Here is a 16,200-nt window from a genome sequence, read left to right on the forward strand (position 1 = left end):
GTTACGTAATCAGAACTATACTAAGCTGACGTAGTACTGATTAGATGGCTAACTATTTAGTAGTTAATACCTATTAAAATTTCTCCAATCTGTATCTCTGCTAACTATATCCTGCTGAAATTATTAATATCCTCTATGAGGCACATCTTACTGGTCGAAGATGAAGTCAAACTAGCTCGATTTATCGAATTAGAACTAAATTATGAAGGCTATCAAGTGAGTATTGCTTACGATGGCTTAACTGCAATTACCGCATTACAAAAGTTGCATCTAGATTTAGTAATTTTAGACTTAATTTTACCAGGTGTATCGGGGTGGGAAATTTGCCGTCGGTTGCGAAGTACTGATGAGCAAGTACCGATAATTGTATTAACTCCTCAAGATGAAGCAAGCGATCGCATAGAAGTTTTAGATGCTGGCGCAAATGATTATGTAGTTAAGCCATTTAGCCGCGAAGAATTATTATTTAAAGTTAATACACAACTGTGCAAAATCAAGAAGCCAGAAGTCACAGAAATCTTAAAATTTGAAGACATCAGTTTAAATCGCCGCACGCGGGAAGTTTATCGCGGTCAACGTTTGCTGGATTTAACCGATCCAGAATTTAATTTACTAGAATATTTACTCATCCATCCCCGACAGATTATTACACGCGATCGCATTATTGAAGATGTTTGGGGCAAATATTTTAGTGGTGATGCCAATATCATTGAACTTTATATTCGCTATTTACGCCTGAAGCTAGAAGCCAATAACGAAAAGCGGGTTCTACAAACTGTGCATGGTATCGGCTACGTATTACATGATTAAAATCCAACGAACCCTGAAACCCTAAACCCCCAGAAAATAAAGGAGTTTAGGGTTTCTCGTTTTCTCACCTAAAACTCATGCAATTCTGAGTCACTTGTATTACGATGCAGAAAGTTGACTCTACAGAACAGCCTACAATATTGAGTTCGCAATGACCTATTTAGAAACAGCGGCGCAATTCTACCGCGAAGTTGCAGAAACACCACAAGTTGGACTTTGTTGTGTGCAAAGTACACCCCTGCAACTACCAGGACTGAAAATTCCTCTGCCAATGCAGGAAATGAACTATGGTTGTGGTACTACTGTTCATCCTACGGAACTCGCTAATCAACCTACCGTACTGTATGTTGGCGTTGGTGGTGGCTTAGAAGCTTTACAATTCGCTTATTTTTCTCGTCGTGCGGGTGCAGTAATTGCGGTTGAACCCGTTGCAGCTATGCGCGAAGCCGCTACACGCAACTTAGAAACTGCGGCTCAAGAAAATCCTTGGTTTGATACCAGCTTTGTAGAAATCCGTGAAGGTGATGCCTTTAACTTACCAGTTGCCGATGCTTCTGTAGATGTAGTAGCACAAAACTGTCTGTTTAATATATTTGAACCAGAAGATTTAACCCGGGCGTTAAAAGAAGCTTTTCGGGTTTTAAAACCAGGCGGACGCTTGCAAATGAGCGATCCCATTGCTACTTCTCCCATACCTGCACATTTGCAACAAGATGAACGACTACGCGCCATGTGCTTATCCGGCGCACTCACCTATGAAGAGTATACTCAACTAATTATTAATGCTGGCTTTGGTCAAGTAGAAATTCGCGCCCGTCGTCCTTATCGCCTCTTAGATTCGCTAACTTATAACTTAGAAGAAAATTTACTCTTAGAAAGTCTCGATTCTGTATCTTTTAAAGTTGCCATTCCCGAAGATGGAGCCTGTATTTTTACAGGAAAAACCGCAATTTATGCTGGTGCAGAACCCTTCTTTGATGACTCCGCCGGACATTTATTACAACGTGGTATTCCCGCAGCCGTGTGTGATAAAACTGCTGCCAAACTAGCAGCGTTAAAGCCAACAGAAATTATTGTGACTGACTCTACTTGGCACTATGACGGCGGTGGTTGCTGTTAAGGTTTGAATATAGATACAGCAGATTGTAAGTTGAGGTACAGATAATTGTAAGGGCATGGCATTGGTGTCAACTTAACGTGAAACCCGCTTAGTTGCCAGGTTTTGCCCTCACCCCCAGCCCCTCTCCCTCAGGGAGAGGGGAGCAAGAGATTCAATTCCCCTTCTCCCTGAGGGAGAAGGGGTTAGGGGATGAGGGCGCGAGGTATTTGTACAACGCCCGCCCTATATAGCTTTTAGCTTAATTTGACACATATAGGCAGTGCCATGCCCCTACCTGCGTACACAATAAAAATCTTGTGGGGTGGGCATCTTGCCCGCCCTAATTATCAGTTTTTAGGAAAACTAAACAATGCAAACTCAAACAATAAATTCAGTAGATGTCAAATTAACACCATTTAAACAAAAACTCAGTCAACCTTTAACAAAAAAGACTATATCAGTCTTACAAATCAATCTCGGTAAACGATGCAACCTCGCCTGTACACACTGTCACGTTGAAGCTGGGCCAAAACGCACAGAAGAACTATCAAAAGAAATCTGTGAACAGCTAATTGAGTTAATTGATAAATTCCCTGAAATTAAAATTGTCGATTTAACTGGCGGCGCACCAGAAATGAATTATGGTTTTAAGCCATTGGTGGAAGCTGCAAGACAAGCAGGAAAACAGGTAATTGTTCGTTCTAACTTAACTATTTATTTTGTAGATGGGTTTGGTGATTTACCAGAATACTTTGCTAAACATCAAGTGAGAGTAGTTGCTTCTCTGCCATGTTACCTTGCAGATAATGTTGATAAAATGCGCGGTAGTGGTGTTTTTGATAGCTCAATTAAAGCTTTGCAGTTGCTTAATGAAGTCGGCTATGGCAAAAACCAAGATTTAATTTTGGATTTAGTCTATAATCCGCAGTTACCTACAGGCGAGAAATTTTCTTTAGCACCGGAACAAACAAAGCTAGAAAAAGATTACAAGATTTTTTTACAAGAAAATTTTGATATTCTCTTTAACAACCTCTTCACTATTACCAATCTGCCAGTTGGTAGAACTAAAATGCATTTAGAGCGTAAAAAACTTTATAGCAGCTATCTACAATTTCTAGAATCAAATTTTAATGCCACTACAGTTGAACATTTAATGTGTCGTGATGAATTATCAATTGATTACCTTGGCAACGTTTACGATTGCGACTTTAATCAAATGATGAATTTACCAGCAAAAACTCCTCATGGTGAAGCCTTAACAATAGGTAAATTGCTAGAGGCTGGTAGTTTAGATTTAATAAATGAAATCCAAACAGCCGCCTATTGCTATGGCTGTACCGCTGGGTGTGGTTCGAGTTGCGGCGGTGCTTTAGTTTAAAATTGAGTGCGATCGCATCCAAATGTCATCAAATGACAATTTTGTGAAAAAAACCCTTTCCCCTGGATCGCTAAGGCTGAAATCGGTTTATGATGGCATTAGTTAAGTCTCCTCACACCACACCAAAAAGCCGTGGACTTTGATAAGTCTCCACGGTTTTTATTTGTACGTGACATATTATTTGTCGTCGGTGACAGATTAGCGATCGCAGTAGACATAGCCATAATATCATTTGCGTAGGCGTAGCCAGACGCAAGCATCGCTCTGTTACAGTCGCGATTTGTAATTGCAATAGCTCTACTTTAAATGTAATTTACTACATTAACAATGTATCGCCCTGCATTAACAATGTATCGCCCTGCATTAACAATGTATCGCCTTACATTAACAATGTATCGCCCTGCATTAACAATGTATCGCCCTACATTAACAATGTACCGCCTTACATTAACAATGTTGACCCCTATAGAAAAATGATGTATGTAAGGTTAAGAGCAGCGCAAGAAGATATAGAAACTTAAAGGTTATTTATAAAGTAAAAATGAAATTACTGTAGGGTGTGTTAGGCGCATATTTTCGATATGATTTGCCACGAAATAACTATCCTCGCGCCTAACGCACCACCCACGCGGCGGTGCGTTACGGCTAAATTTCATTGTTTCTTTGTCCCAAATCCTTTCATAGCCGTAACACACCCTACTTAAGATTTACTTTATAAATGGTCTCTTACGGACAATTTTTACGAGAAATACTACGAGCAACAGCAGAAAGCAACGGCGATGCAGAAGTAATTTACCCATTGCTGGCAGCAAATACAGATAAACTCAATGATATTTTTGCTAAATTATTGCGCCATTGGGCAACAAATACCCTAGTAAAAGCGGAAGCAGATACAGCAACATCCATCGCACGAGTGATTGGTAATTTTAGTAATCTTATTCAGCAGTTCCCCTTGGGTAACAAAGCCAACAACATCGAAATTGCGATCGCTGGCTACGAAATAATTGCCCTAACTGTTTACACTCGCAGTAACTTTCCCCAAAAGTGGGCAGCAACACACAATAATCTGGGGGGTGCTTATAGTCAGAGAATATTGGGTAATAAAGCAAAGAACTTAGAACGAGCGGTCACTGCTTATTCTGCCACACTGGAAGTTTACACGCGCAGTGCCTTTCCGCAAGAGTGGGCAATGACACAAAATAATCTGGCGATTGCTTACAGCAACAGAATATTAGGAGAACGAGCCAAGAATATTGAATTGGCGGTAGCTGCTTTATGTGTGGCGCTAGAAGTTTATACCCACACTGCCTTTCCTCAAGAATGGGCAATGACACAATATCATTTAGGCAATGTTTATCTTGAAAAAATATTAGGCGATAGAACTGATAATTTAGAGCGAGCGATTATTGCTTTCACTGCGGCGCTGGAAGTTTATACTCACACTGCTTTTCCCCAACAATGGGCAATGACGCAAAATAATCTGGGGATTGTTTACTTTTCCAGAATGCTAGGTAATAAAGCAGAGAATATAGAGCAGGCAATCGCAGCTTATAGTGCTGCATTAAAAGTATATACCCGTAGCGCCTTTCCCAACAAATGGGCAATGACGCAAAATAATCTGGGAAATGCTTACCTTTATAGAATATTAGGTGAAAGAACAGAGAATGTAGAACAGGCAATCGCTGCTTTTTCTGCGGCACTGTCAGTTTACACCAGCAGTGTCTTTCCTTATGATTGGGCAAAAGCGCAAAATAATCTGGGGAATGCTTACAAAGAAAGAATACTAAACAATAAAGCAGAAAATATAGAAAGGGCGATCGCAGCTTATACTGCCGCACTAGAAGTTTGTACTTACAGCGACTTTCCTCATGATTGGGTAACGATGCAAAACAATCTGGGAAATGCTTACCGTAACAGAATATTAGGAGAGAGAGCCGAGAATATTGAATTGGCGATCGCGGCTTATTCTACTGCTCTAGAAGTTATAACCCGCAGCGCCTTTCCCCAAAACAATCCAGAAACCCCTCCAGAAACTTTATTCAATCTCGGTAGCTTATACCAAGAAAACAAACAATTTGACTCAGCTTACAATACTTTTGTTGTGGCAATAGAAACAGTGGAAGCTTTGCGGGGTGAAATTATTTCTGGTGAAGAATCCAAGCGTAAACAAGCAGAAGAATGGAATCAACTTTATAGAAGAATGGTAGAAGTTTGCTGCCAATTAAATAAGACTACCGAAGCAATAGAATATGCTGAACGCAGTAAAACCCGCAATTTAGTTGAGCAAATCCTGGAACGTGACGCTAAAACCATCTTCTCCGCAGATGTTGTGACTCAGCTAGAAACTTACAGAGATGAAATAGCCGTAGGACAATATCAAATCCAAAATGCTAAAGCTGAGAATCCCCAAGACTTAGCAAAACATCTCCAAGAATTACGACGACAGCGTAACGAATTACAAAACCGCTATTTACCCGTTGCTTATGGGTTTGATTTTAATTCATTCCAAGCTACGTTGAATGAGAATACAGTCGTCATTGAGTGGTATATTCTGAGTGATAAAATCCTGGCGTTTATTGTCACCAAAACAGGAGAAGTAACAGTTTGGCAATCTCAACCAGAAGATAGAGAAGCTTTGTATATTTGGAAAAATCAATATTTAGAAAATTACTCTAATCAAAAAGACCAATGGCGTAATAGCTTAGAGTCGGAACTAAAGCAATTAGCCGCAATTCTGCACATTGATGAAATAATTGCCATCATAAATCAGCTATCAAAGCACTGCAATCAACTTATTTTAATTCCCCATCAATTCCTACATTTATTTCCTCTTCATGCACTCCCAGTAAATCAAAACTCTGAAAATTCGTCTTGTCTTCTAGATTTATTTGCTGGTGGTGTCAGCTATGCACCCAGTTGTCAACTACTGCAACAGGTACAACAGCGCAAACGTCCTAATTTTCAATCTCTATTTGCAATTCAAAACCCCACAGAAGATCTGAATTACACAGATTTAGAAGTACAAGTTATTCAACGCTACTTTAATACTTCTAACATCCTGAAAAAAACAGCAGCAACACTGACAGCAATTAATAATTCTGACTTAAATACTTATCACTGCGCCCACTTTAGCTGTCACGGATATTTTAACTTCATAAATCCCAGTCAATCAGCCCTAATTTTGGCAAATGCACCCGTAGCTGAAACAGTTCCACAAACAAATACAGAACGTTATCTGAATTTACGGGCAGGGGAAACCCACGATTTAGACAAATGTCTTACTCTAGATAAAATCTTCAGTCTCAAATTAGAAAAATGTCGCCTCGTCACCCTTTCCGCTTGCGAAACTGGATTGATTGATTTTCAAAATACCAGTGACGAATATATTGGTTTACCTAGCGGTTTTCTGTTAGCTGGGAGTAAAGCTGTAGTTAGTAGTTTGTGGACTGTTAGCGATTTATCTACAGCATTTTTGATGATAAAATTTTATGAAACCCTGCAAACAATAAATAGTGTTTCCTTAGCACTCAATCAAGCACAGCAGTGGTTACGCAATTTAACCACAGAAGAATTTGAAGCACTGTTAGTTAAATATCATCCACAAATTGAAGAAATTTTTGCTCAACTACCCCAAGGAAAGCGTCGATTTGCAAGGGCGATATTAGACAATACCCGCAAGCGTAAACCTAACCCTTTTGCAGCCCCATTTTACTGGGCAGGATTTACAGCTACAGGGCTTTAAGGTTCAGGTTTAGCAGTTTCACAAAACTGCTTCTTCCCAATTTTGGCAACATAAATTACCACTGAAGTTGCTAAAGCTACGGGAATATTACCACTGGTTGCGAGGCTGGCGATCGCAGTTGTCAATACTCCTGTCATCAACTCGTCAAATTCTTCCTGACAAATGATATTGCTGAGTTTTTCGGCTAATTTCTCTAAAAAATTTGAATCTCCTCTCAAACTAACTTCTGCATCGGTTGTCTCCACAGCAATTAACTGTGTAGCTGCTTCCAGATTTCCCTCGCACTCTTCTATAGCATCTAAAGCGGCTAAAGCCTCTGGGCTATCTGCCAACTGAGTGCGAAACTGACTAATTTCCTCTGGTGTAAGGGTAAGCATTTATATAGTTTTAACCAGTAAATACACGAATAACTAGATAATTATACATTTCATGCTTAATTTAGAGATATGGAAATTGCGCTAACACAACATCAACAGTAGAAACAATATTGCTTGTATTGCTTCTAGCTCGTTTTGGCTCAGACTCGGTTTAAAATGAAACCTTTCCCACCTTGCTACCACTGCACCAAATCCTTTTGAATGACAAAAAAACGGAGGTGGTAAACAACCACCTCCTTGGCAAATTACAGCTTGGATAATTAGAAATGCTCTGCGAACAGGCTAACTGTTGCTCACAAATATCGTCAAGACTACTCCCAAAATAATTACCCCGCCACCTAGTATAAATGACCAGAAACGATGGTAACTATTAACAACCGTGCCATTCTCACTTTGAAGCTGAATTAAATCCATCCAAGGCGCAACGCCGCGACGGAACCAACCCACAGCCTCAACTTGTTCGCCTAGTAAGCTTTGAACTCGCTTCATCCCAAACAAGAAATTACCAATAGGGCCGAAGCGTGAGGCGTAGTGCAGATATAACATTCCACTACGGTCTTGAATTTTTAAATCAGAACCAAATTTATAACCTGCGTCACCACGCCCAATCAGTTGTCCTTCTAGTTTTGCAGGTTGTCCGCGCAAAGGACTGGCGTAGGGGTCTGACATGAGAGTCAGAATATCGGTATCTGCTGCTTGTTTGTAGTCGGGGAACATCACCAAGGCTTTGATCAAAATTCCTACGCCTAAGCCGATGAGTGGTGCGCCAAATATCAAACCAGAATGGGAAGAACTAGACAACACTATCACGCCTAAAACTAAGCCAGCTAAAAAGCCGATAGTTTCCGCACCATACAGCACCACATCTAAGAAGAAATTACCGTAAAGCCTACTTCTATTAAGACTCTTACCTTCCCCAATAACTCGCCCCATATCAAACTCAGTGGGTAAACCCAACTGTTCTGCATAGGTACTCAGGGCGCGGACTCGTTTACCAGTTAGCGGGTGAGTAGAATTTAACTCCATCCACCAACCCCAGGGGTTAAACATATCCCACAAAAAGACGCGACCAATTTTTTGTGGATCAGAAGCAATGCGGTAGGCGGTTCCTGTGGAAGCGGCGGCTTTGGGGTCATAAATACCCAAGGCGCGGGTTCCTTCAATCAAACGACTTGGTTCTTTTGTCCTTTGACCTTCTTCTAGTATCCCGTAAGCAATTTTGACCAAAGCACGAGATAATCCATTGGGGTTACCCGTGGTTTCCGCTGCAAAGTGGTCAGCAAAGTATTCTCTGGTACGGGAGAGATAGAGTAGCAAGTAAGTACCAACAATATAGAAAATATAGGCAACAAGGGCAGCAGTCTGCATCGCGTCTTTGATTTTACTATCGCCGCCGCCACGACCAAACCTACTGGCTGTGCTGTAAATTAAGTAGCAAATTTGCACTAAGGTAGAAGCTACTGTCATCACTGCAAAGTCCCAGTGAACAATATGCCCTAATTCATGGGCGTAAACAGTAGCAACTTCATCATCATCTAAATATGTGAACAGCCCCTGACTGACGACTAACCGGGCGCTGTTAGGCAATGAGCCATAAGTAAAAGCCGTAGGGTTTTGGTCGTTGATAATACCCAGTCGTGGAGTTTTGAGGTTCTTCTGTTGACAGACTTGCTGAATCACTCTCGCTGTTTCTGGACTGAGACTTTCTACTTCCGCCAACTCTACCCAGCGAGTTTGGTAAAGCCAACTTTGGGTTAAGTCCATCAAATAAGGCGACAGGAAAAAAGCAGCCAGATTAAAAACTAAAGTGATGGTAATAGCGATCGCTAATCCTTGTACTGGATTATCGCTACCTAAAATAAATACTAAGCTCAAGCCTAAAGCTAACACCATCCCAAACAACAAGGTGATGGTGACACCAGAAGCTAAAGCTAGACTTCCACCCACACCACCCATTGCTAATTTCACACCAGCCGCCGCCGCACGTCCGGCTGGTGGTGCAGTTCTGGGTTGTGTAACTGGTGCTTGCGGGAGAGTTTGACGCGCTTGTTCAGCCCAACTCCGCACCTGAGGATTATCACTCATCATTAGCCGTTGACACAGGATTGATGCTTTTTCAATCTGTCCTGTGCCTTGATAGGCTTTCATCAGCCACATCTGTGCTGAAAGATAATCTGAAGAATTTTGGTCTACAGCATTCCGGCTGACTTGTTCTAAGATTTCAACAGCTTCGGAATAACGTCCTTGGTTAAAGGCATCTAATCCTGATTGCAATGACATAGTATCTCCTTAGTAAAGGAGTAGTAATTGATCGATCAATACTCATATATTCAGGATTCGTCATTGCCATTTCGTAAAACTTAAAAAGGGGACTGTACCAATTCAAAATTCAAAATTCAAAATTCAAAATTAAGAAACTTCTACAGAATATAGGTTTTGGGTGTTGAATCTGTTGAGTTGTGAGTGTTGCTGGTTGTGGGTTGGTGATGTGATGCGATCGCCTAATGTGCAGGACAAGTAATAATGCATCCTTGGGGCCATATCGATAGCAAGTCTTCTCTTACCCAACCACTCGCATTATTTGGGAACTTGACACGATACCAACGATATTCACCTGCATTTTGGTAGGAATCTTCAACTGTCACCAAATCACCTGACAGGGCAGTGTGCAGCACTTTGCTGTTTAAGCTATGAGAGGAACGCACGTTAATTTTATATCCACGCTCCCCAACTATAGTTGCATAACGCTTCTTGCTTGCCTGAAACTTAACTAAATCTCCTCGTATCCAACCGTTTGCTGTTCCTTCCACTGTTGGCTGCACATAGTACCAATAATCGCCATCATCGCCATAGGTAATGTTTAAAACCTCTACATTACTGCCCAATGGTAAGACTTCCTCTACAGAAGCTGTTAAAGATGCACTAGTTCGCAAATTGCTGTCAGTCGTCAAGGTTGCCGGACGAGCCATTGCAGGCAATACTGTATTCATTAATGCGCCAACAGTTAAAAATCCCACCGTTAGCTTTTTGATTAAACTCATAAATTCCCCACAAGATATTCAATAACCAAAGAATAAAATCGAACCCGCAAGCCAAGTTCACTAAATATAAATACAGAGAAAATCAGAACTTTTCCGAAAAAGCGAGTCTTCTGGTTAATCAAAAATCTTGTTTGTAGAATAATGAGTTTCTCCCTTTGATAGGGAAAAAGGGAAAAGGTTAAGGGGAAAAGGGAAACAATTTTTCAACCCTTCCCCATTCCCCATTCCCCATTCCCCAACCCTATCCAGGCCGCTGCTCAGTCAACACCTGATAAGCATAATTAAAATCATCAGTAGTGATTCTGATATCAGCAGGTGCTGTCTGCCCTTGGGAACGGAAACGGCGAATTGCTTCCACAGCCGCTTGATTACACAGCAATGTCAAATCTGCACCATTCCAGCCTTTGGTCATCTCTGCCCAATATTCCAAATCCACATCTTGCAGAGGTCGGCCTTGGCTATGAACTTTCAAAATTGACAGGCGACTGCTGAGATCTGGTAGATCTACTTTCATTTGTAAATCTAAGCGTCCAGCACGTAATAAAGCTGGATCTAGCGCATCAGGTCTATTGGTGGCACCAATTACTAAGATGGTAGTTCCTACTTGTAAACCATCTAATTCAGTGAGTAATTGACCAACTACGCGATCGCTTACTCCAGAATCACCATTGTAACTGCCTCTAGCTGGGGCTAAGGTATCAATTTCATCAATAAATACTACGCAGGGATCGGCTTGTCTGGCTTTGGCAAATAGTTCCCTTACTGCTTGTTCGCTGGCTCCCACCCAACGGCTGAGTAATTCTGGGCCGTTGACACCAATAAAGTTGGCTCTGGCTTGGGAAGCTACAGCTTTGGCTAATAAGGTTTTACCAGTTCCCGGAGGCCCCCACAGTAATATGCCTTTGGGTGCTAGGGCTTTGGTTTGCAGATACAGTTCTGGGTACAGTAACGCCCCTTCCACAGATTCGCGCAGGGTTTGTTTAATTGATTCCAAACCACCGATATCTTCCCAAGCTATATGAGGAACTTCAACTTCTACACTTCGCAGTACCGCAGGTTTGATTTCCTTCAGGGCTTGTAAAAAGTCTGACTGGTTAACAGTCATATTTTCTGGAACTTTTTCCTCAATCGAAGGAACGTGACGACGTAATGCAGTGTAAGCAGCTTTTTGACAAACAGCTTTCAAATCAGCCCCCACAAATCCTACTGCTCTTTCAGCAATGAAATCCAGGTCAACTGTCCCATCTAAAGGCATTGCGCGGGTGAGAATTTGTAAAATCTCTTTACGCCCGTTGCAGTCGGGAATACGAAACTGAACTTCCCGGTCAAATCTTCCAGGGCGGCGCAAAGCCGGGTCAAGATGGTCGGGGCGATTTGTCGCCGCTAGGACAATTACACCTTGGCTTTGAGAGAAACCATCCATCAAACTCAATAGTTGCGCTACCAGGCGTTTTTCTACTTCCCCTTCTACAGCGCTGCGGTCTGGAGCCAAACTATCAATTTCATCAATAAAGATAATACAGGGAGCATTTTTAGCAGCTTTCTCAAAAATTCCCCGCAGTCTTTGCTCGGCTTCACCGTAATATTTACTGATGACTTCTGGCCCAACGAGGGCGATATAGTTAACGCCGAGTTCTTCAGCTAAAGCGCGGGCGGTGAGAGTTTTACCTGTCCCTGGCGGCCCAACTAATAATACGCCACGTGTAGGTTCTAGACCCAGCTTTGCTAATAGATCGGGACGTTTTAAGGGGATGGCAATCAGTTCCTTCAGTTCTTTGAGAACTTCACTCAATCCACCCACATCTTTGAGGCTATAACCCGAAGGTGCATCAGGTGGAATCACAGATTCAGAATTTCCCCCATTACCGCCACTGCCATTACCACCACCACCACCGGAATTAGCCGATGGTTGAGTGCGGAAGCGACTAGTACCAACATCATTCGCCATATTATTAGGACGTGGCACATTCCCATAACGAGGAATACTACTCATCGGACGGGAATTAATTTGCACATCTGTTTTAATCTCGCCCTTTTCTACTTTTTCTTCTAGAGTTTTTACTAACTCTAAGAATTGTTCAAATCCCTTAAATAACTCACTCATAAAATACCTCAGATAGTTGACTTAAAAAATCCCAATTTTTTCTGGCATTTAGCTGTTATTGGCAATTAATTCTTCAAATTCAAATAACAGATGTGCTGCACATTGAACTCTCACCACCGGCTCTACAGAACGTGGTAAATTCGGTAAGCGGATAATTGTCTGTTCGGGAAACAAACTGCTATCAATTTCCGCTTGTGAACTGTAGCGATTTTGCACCACATAAGGTTGATTAACTCCCATCTTTTTCAAAGATTCTGTTAATCTAATATGTTCAGCAATAATTGCCGCTTCTGCCTGAATTACACCAATAAATTGCGTATCTCGGGGATTTTTTAACTTCTTTTGTGCCTGTACAACTTGTTGCCGTAAACCCCGTAACCGCCCAATTACATCTACATGACCCAAAACATTTTGATATTTCATCCACAGCTTAAATATCCAGGTTAACCAATCTCCTAAAGCCGATGGCATTTCCAAAAAGCGCAGGAGATGGCCTGTAGGTGCTGTATCTAAAATAATTAAATCTGCTTGGTTACTATCTAATAGATCCATCACAGTGACCAGAGATAATATCTCATCAATACCAGGTAAAGCTTGAGACATAATTTGCCGCCAAGCTTCTGGTAAGTAAGCAACATTCACTGTGGAATCTGTTTGCGAGCCTTCCCCACTAATCATATCTGCTAATTCCCACAGATAATCTGAACGGAATTTGTCGATTACTTTAGTTTCATCAACTTCCTGTCCGCTCAAATTCGCAGTTAGCATTACAGGCTCATGTCCCAAAGTTTGCCCAAAAGCATCTCCTAAAGAATGAGCCGGATCTATGGAAATTACTCGAATTTTTTTATGGGGATAATGCTGGGCGCAAGCCCAACCTATAGCGGCTGCTACTGTGGTTTTACCTACACCTCCTTTACCACCCACAATAATTAATTGACATCCTTGAGCTAAAAAATCACCAAAACTAGGCAAGATTTTATTTGGCCATTGAATTATTGGTGGTGGTGCAATCTCAACATGATCAATTGTTTGAATTTGGGCAGCTAAACTATCTAACAACTTGCTACCTAAGGGAGGCGCTTGTTGTTGAGGTACGATGAATACAGGTTTTTCAGGTGCTATCTGTAAGTATTTGTTGAGTAAATTTTGCTGTTCAGCATAACGGTCTGTTTCTAGTTCATTATCTGTCAAACAGCGATTGACAAATAATCCGGCATAGGGAACTTCTAAATCTTTTAAACTAGCTAAAAAGCGCTCAGTTTCTAACAAACACATCGGTTCTGAAACTGCTACTACTAAACAGCCAGTAAATTTCTCATCTTGCAGTAAGCGTCTGCCTTCTGCTAATTGAAATTTCATGTCAATCAAGAAGCGATCAACATCATCTTCTGTGTAATTACCCGTGAAACTTTTGGTAATCACTCGATGTTTTTCTTGGAATAATTCAAAAGAATTTAAAATAACATCTAAAAAATCTTTTAATCGTAATAAATTTAATGTATGCCCAGAAGGAGCCATATCGAGAACTACCCGATCCACCTGCTTTTCTGAAAGCAGACGTTGAATTTCTAGCAAACCCATAAGTTCGTTTAAACCCGGCCAATTTAAATCCCAAACTGGTGCTAGGTCTTCGCCATCTGCTAAACTGCCTCGTTCAACTAGTAATTCTAAAAAACGGCTATACTTTGCTTTAAATTCTAACAGCAGCTTTTGGGCATCTAATGCTTGCACGCTCAAATTAGGCAAATCGGCTAAGGGTAAAGCTGTGTCGTTCACTTCTGCAAGTAAGACATCGCCTAAAGAATGTGCTGGATCTGTAGAAAGTAACAAAATTCTTTCTTGAGGAAATTTCTTAGCCCAATAACGTGCAAAACTGCAAGAGATGGTGGTTTTACCAACCCCACCTTTGCCGCTAAACATGACTAAATTAAGTAAGTCGTAGTGGTTCATCATAAACCTAGAAATTTATAGCAAAGCTGGTAAATAATAGTCAAACAAAGTGATAAGGAGGTAATCCTTCTCCTAAGCAGAAATCCCAACGGGGGCAAGCTTCTTGCCAAGTTAAAAACTGCTCTAAAAATAAAAGTTTGTCTTGATGGTTAACTAAAAAGTAAACCCGAATTTCTTCGCCTTTATCTTGAACAATCACGGCAGATTGATAAATGTCGGTGATGAGATTAACCAGACTGGATTTTTCTTCAGCCTGGGCAATCATGTAAGCTTTTTGATTTTCAAAATGCTGTTTTTTGGCTAAGAAATAATCTCTACCTCCACCTACAGGGGATTTTACAGGTTCTTGAAAAATCCGAGGTAGGAGTTTTAAATTATATTCAGTTTTTCCTTGAATATAATCTAATTTCTCACGATACTCTGCACCGTGAGATTCTATATGCTTGAGTAATGTGGCTGGAGAAGCAAAAGAAGTACCAAAACGCAAAGGTAAAATTGTGGTTTGTTGAAATAGTTCACGAATAATGCGATCGTGAGCTAAAACCATTTTGATAACTTGTTCATCATTATTTTGCACTGATTCTAAAGATATTCCTGGCTCGACAACGGCAGAAATCCCAGAACCATGAATTAAGAATAACTGACTAGTATTGCCCTCTGGTAAATTTAAGGGAATATCAGGAGTATTAAAAAAAGCATAAGTGTAGAGATTTAATGATTCCATTCTGGCAACCAAATCAAAATGAGTGAGAATTGTGTTTGTTTTTAGTGCATCCATACTGACACAAAGTTTAAAAAATATTAAATATATTTTTATCCTTTACAATCCGATTTTCTTGGTTATAATACAATCAATTGTTCAGGAAAATTAAATGAAAAATCTTCGTAATCGCGGCACAATTAGACCTAAAGTAACTACTATGCCTCGTAGTAAATCGGAAGCTTCTAGCCAGTTAGAACTCTATAAACTTGTAACAGAACAGCAAAGAATTAAGCAGGAGTTACATTTTATAGAACAGCGGACAGTTATTTTAAAACAGCGTTTGAATTCCCTAAAAGACCAGATAGCCGACACCGAACAAAATATTAATAAATTACGCCAATCCGACCATAGACATCCTAATTTACCTAAGCGTCCTAATATCTTTTTTGAAGCTAACAATTACCAAGCTTTTGAAATTGAATATTAAGTTTCAAATTTTTCAGTAATTAGCTACTATTAGAACAAGTAACATTAAATTATTAACCCGCAAATGCGGGTTTTTAATTTAATTATCTATAAAATTAATTGGCTGATAATGTTAGGGCGATAAGACTAGATTTTCATTATCTTCATATTTTTTAGCGCCTCGAAATGCCTCTGCAAGTACTTTATCTTCCTCAACTTCAGCTATGAAGTAAGTTGGCTCTAATTCATCCTCTTCATCTTCTGCAGATTCAGCTTCTAAACGAGCTTTTTCTTCTTCCAAAGCTTGGATTTTCAGCAGTAGTTCTTCTTCTTGCTCCTCAAAGTCCTCTTCAGAAATTTCGCCAATATCAAAAGAAAGTTGCAGACTGAGTAATTGTTTATGCAAATTCTCTTGCGCGTCAAATTCTGTATCAGTACGCTCTTGAATTTGTTCTCCAATCCACATCAACCCACTAATTGGCCCCATAACTGGAAATAGTAAAATCTTGCCAAGCATAATCATCACCT

13 protein-coding genes are annotated in these 16,200 nt (G+C 40.6%); 5 read left to right on the forward strand and 8 right to left on the reverse strand.

Translation table 11 applies throughout. From position 1 onward, the window contains the following. The first annotated feature begins 135 nt into the window (after positions 1-135). From AACU25_RS23450 to arsS, 3 genes are all read left to right on the forward strand, one after another. Positions 136-810, forward strand: a complete 675-nt coding sequence (locus AACU25_RS23450) for a response regulator transcription factor (RefSeq protein ID WP_096579779.1) — start codon at positions 136-138, stop codon at positions 808-810. A gap of 151 nt (positions 811-961) precedes the next feature. After that, positions 962-1,930: an arsenosugar biosynthesis arsenite methyltransferase ArsM gene (gene arsM, locus AACU25_RS23455; protein WP_096579780.1), complete on the forward strand. Its 969-nt coding sequence runs from the start codon at positions 962-964 to the stop codon at positions 1,928-1,930. A 349-nt stretch (positions 1,931-2,279) separates the two neighbouring features. Beyond that, positions 2,280-3,287, forward strand: coding sequence for an arsenosugar biosynthesis radical SAM (seleno)protein ArsS (arsS, locus tag AACU25_RS23460; RefSeq protein WP_096579782.1), 1,008 nt, complete (start codon positions 2,280-2,282; stop codon positions 3,285-3,287). Between the two features lie 98 nt (positions 3,288-3,385). On the opposite strand, the gene AACU25_RS23465 is transcribed toward arsS, so the two are convergent. Beyond that, entirely contained in the window at positions 3,386-3,511 is a 126-nt protein-coding gene (locus tag AACU25_RS23465; RefSeq protein WP_321206674.1) for a hypothetical protein, read from the reverse strand. A 494-nt stretch (positions 3,512-4,005) separates the two neighbouring features. Here AACU25_RS23465 and AACU25_RS23470 point away from each other — a divergent pair, with 494 nt between their 5' ends. Then, positions 4,006-7,029 (forward strand): CHAT domain-containing protein, encoded by a 3,024-nt coding sequence (locus AACU25_RS23470; protein WP_096579784.1) that lies wholly within the window; start codon positions 4,006-4,008, stop codon positions 7,027-7,029. Here AACU25_RS23470 and AACU25_RS23475 read toward each other — a convergent pair. The 6 genes from AACU25_RS23475 to AACU25_RS23500 all read right to left on the reverse strand — a co-directional run bounded on the left by AACU25_RS23475 (position 7,026) and on the right by AACU25_RS23500 (position 15,282). Next, on the reverse strand, positions 7,026-7,406 hold the full coding sequence (locus AACU25_RS23475; RefSeq protein ID WP_096579786.1) for a hypothetical protein: 381 nt from the start codon (positions 7,404-7,406) through the stop codon (positions 7,026-7,028). The two genes, AACU25_RS23470 and AACU25_RS23475, sit on opposite strands and share 4 nt — an antisense overlap. A 282-nt stretch (positions 7,407-7,688) precedes the next feature. Continuing rightward, the gene (locus AACU25_RS23480; RefSeq protein ID WP_096579787.1) at positions 7,689-9,686 is read right to left on the reverse strand and encodes a zinc metalloprotease HtpX; all 1,998 of its coding nucleotides are present in this window, start codon (positions 9,684-9,686) and stop codon (positions 7,689-7,691) included. A 221-nt stretch (positions 9,687-9,907) separates the two neighbouring features. After that, positions 9,908-10,447: an SH3 domain-containing protein gene (locus AACU25_RS23485; protein WP_096579789.1), complete on the reverse strand. Its 540-nt coding sequence runs from the start codon at positions 10,445-10,447 to the stop codon at positions 9,908-9,910. 241 nt (positions 10,448-10,688) lie between these two features. Then, on the reverse strand, positions 10,689-12,551 hold the full coding sequence (locus tag AACU25_RS23490) for an AAA family ATPase (protein WP_096579791.1): 1,863 nt from the start codon (positions 12,549-12,551) through the stop codon (positions 10,689-10,691). Between the two features lie 48 nt (positions 12,552-12,599). Further along, positions 12,600-14,507 carry a TRC40/GET3/ArsA family transport-energizing ATPase gene (locus tag AACU25_RS23495; RefSeq protein WP_096579793.1) on the reverse strand — a complete coding sequence of 636 codons (1,908 nt, stop codon included), beginning with the start codon at positions 14,505-14,507 and terminating at the stop codon, positions 12,600-12,602. Positions 14,508-14,544: 37 nt separating this feature from the next. After that, entirely contained in the window at positions 14,545-15,282 is a 738-nt protein-coding gene (locus tag AACU25_RS23500; protein ID WP_321206673.1) for a GvpL/GvpF family gas vesicle protein, read from the reverse strand. Positions 15,283-15,376: 94 nt separating this feature from the next. Here AACU25_RS23500 and AACU25_RS23505 point away from each other — a divergent pair, with 94 nt between their 5' ends. Beyond that, positions 15,377-15,694, forward strand: coding sequence for a hypothetical protein (locus AACU25_RS23505; RefSeq protein WP_045871245.1), 318 nt, complete (start codon positions 15,377-15,379; stop codon positions 15,692-15,694). 111 nt (positions 15,695-15,805) lie between these two features. Here the strand turns inward: AACU25_RS23505 and AACU25_RS23510 are convergent, their stop codons facing one another. Further along, the gene (locus AACU25_RS23510; protein ID WP_096579794.1) at positions 15,806-16,189 is read right to left on the reverse strand and encodes a gas vesicle protein GvpG; all 384 of its coding nucleotides are present in this window, start codon (positions 16,187-16,189) and stop codon (positions 15,806-15,808) included. Positions 16,190-16,200 lie beyond the last annotated feature (11 nt).

It is taken from the genome of Tolypothrix tenuis PCC 7101 (assembly GCF_963874875.1).
Taxonomy (GTDB): domain Bacteria; phylum Cyanobacteriota; class Cyanobacteriia; order Cyanobacteriales; family Nostocaceae; genus Aulosira; species Aulosira tenue.

Excerpts from the sequence above, each read along its gene's own strand:
- AACU25_RS23450 (WP_096579779.1), top strand. The coding sequence starts at position 136 with ATGAGGCACATCTTACTGGTCGAAGATGAAGTCAAACTAGCTCGATTT.
- AACU25_RS23480 (WP_096579787.1), bottom strand. The coding sequence starts at position 9,686 with ATGTCATTGCAATCAGGATTAGATGCCTTTAACCAAGGACGTTATTCC.
- AACU25_RS23505 (WP_045871245.1), top strand. The coding sequence starts at position 15,377 with ATGAAAAATCTTCGTAATCGCGGCACAATTAGACCTAAAGTAACTACT.
- AACU25_RS23495 (WP_096579793.1), bottom strand. The coding sequence starts at position 14,507 with ATGATGAACCACTACGACTTACTTAATTTAGTCATGTTTAGCGGCAAA.
- arsM (WP_096579780.1), top strand. The coding sequence starts at position 962 with ATGACCTATTTAGAAACAGCGGCGCAATTCTACCGCGAAGTTGCAGAA.
- AACU25_RS23500 (WP_321206673.1), bottom strand. The coding sequence starts at position 15,282 with ATGGATGCACTAAAAACAAACACAATTCTCACTCATTTTGATTTGGTT.
- AACU25_RS23510 (WP_096579794.1), bottom strand. The coding sequence starts at position 16,189 with ATGCTTGGCAAGATTTTACTATTTCCAGTTATGGGGCCAATTAGTGGG.
- AACU25_RS23470 (WP_096579784.1), top strand. The coding sequence starts at position 4,006 with ATGGTCTCTTACGGACAATTTTTACGAGAAATACTACGAGCAACAGCA.
- AACU25_RS23485 (WP_096579789.1), bottom strand. The coding sequence starts at position 10,447 with ATGAGTTTAATCAAAAAGCTAACGGTGGGATTTTTAACTGTTGGCGCA.
- arsS (WP_096579782.1), top strand. The coding sequence starts at position 2,280 with ATGCAAACTCAAACAATAAATTCAGTAGATGTCAAATTAACACCATTT.
- AACU25_RS23465 (WP_321206674.1), bottom strand. The coding sequence starts at position 3,511 with ATGGCTATGTCTACTGCGATCGCTAATCTGTCACCGACGACAAATAAT.
- AACU25_RS23475 (WP_096579786.1), bottom strand. The coding sequence starts at position 7,406 with ATGCTTACCCTTACACCAGAGGAAATTAGTCAGTTTCGCACTCAGTTG.
- AACU25_RS23490 (WP_096579791.1), bottom strand. The coding sequence starts at position 12,551 with ATGAGTGAGTTATTTAAGGGATTTGAACAATTCTTAGAGTTAGTAAAA.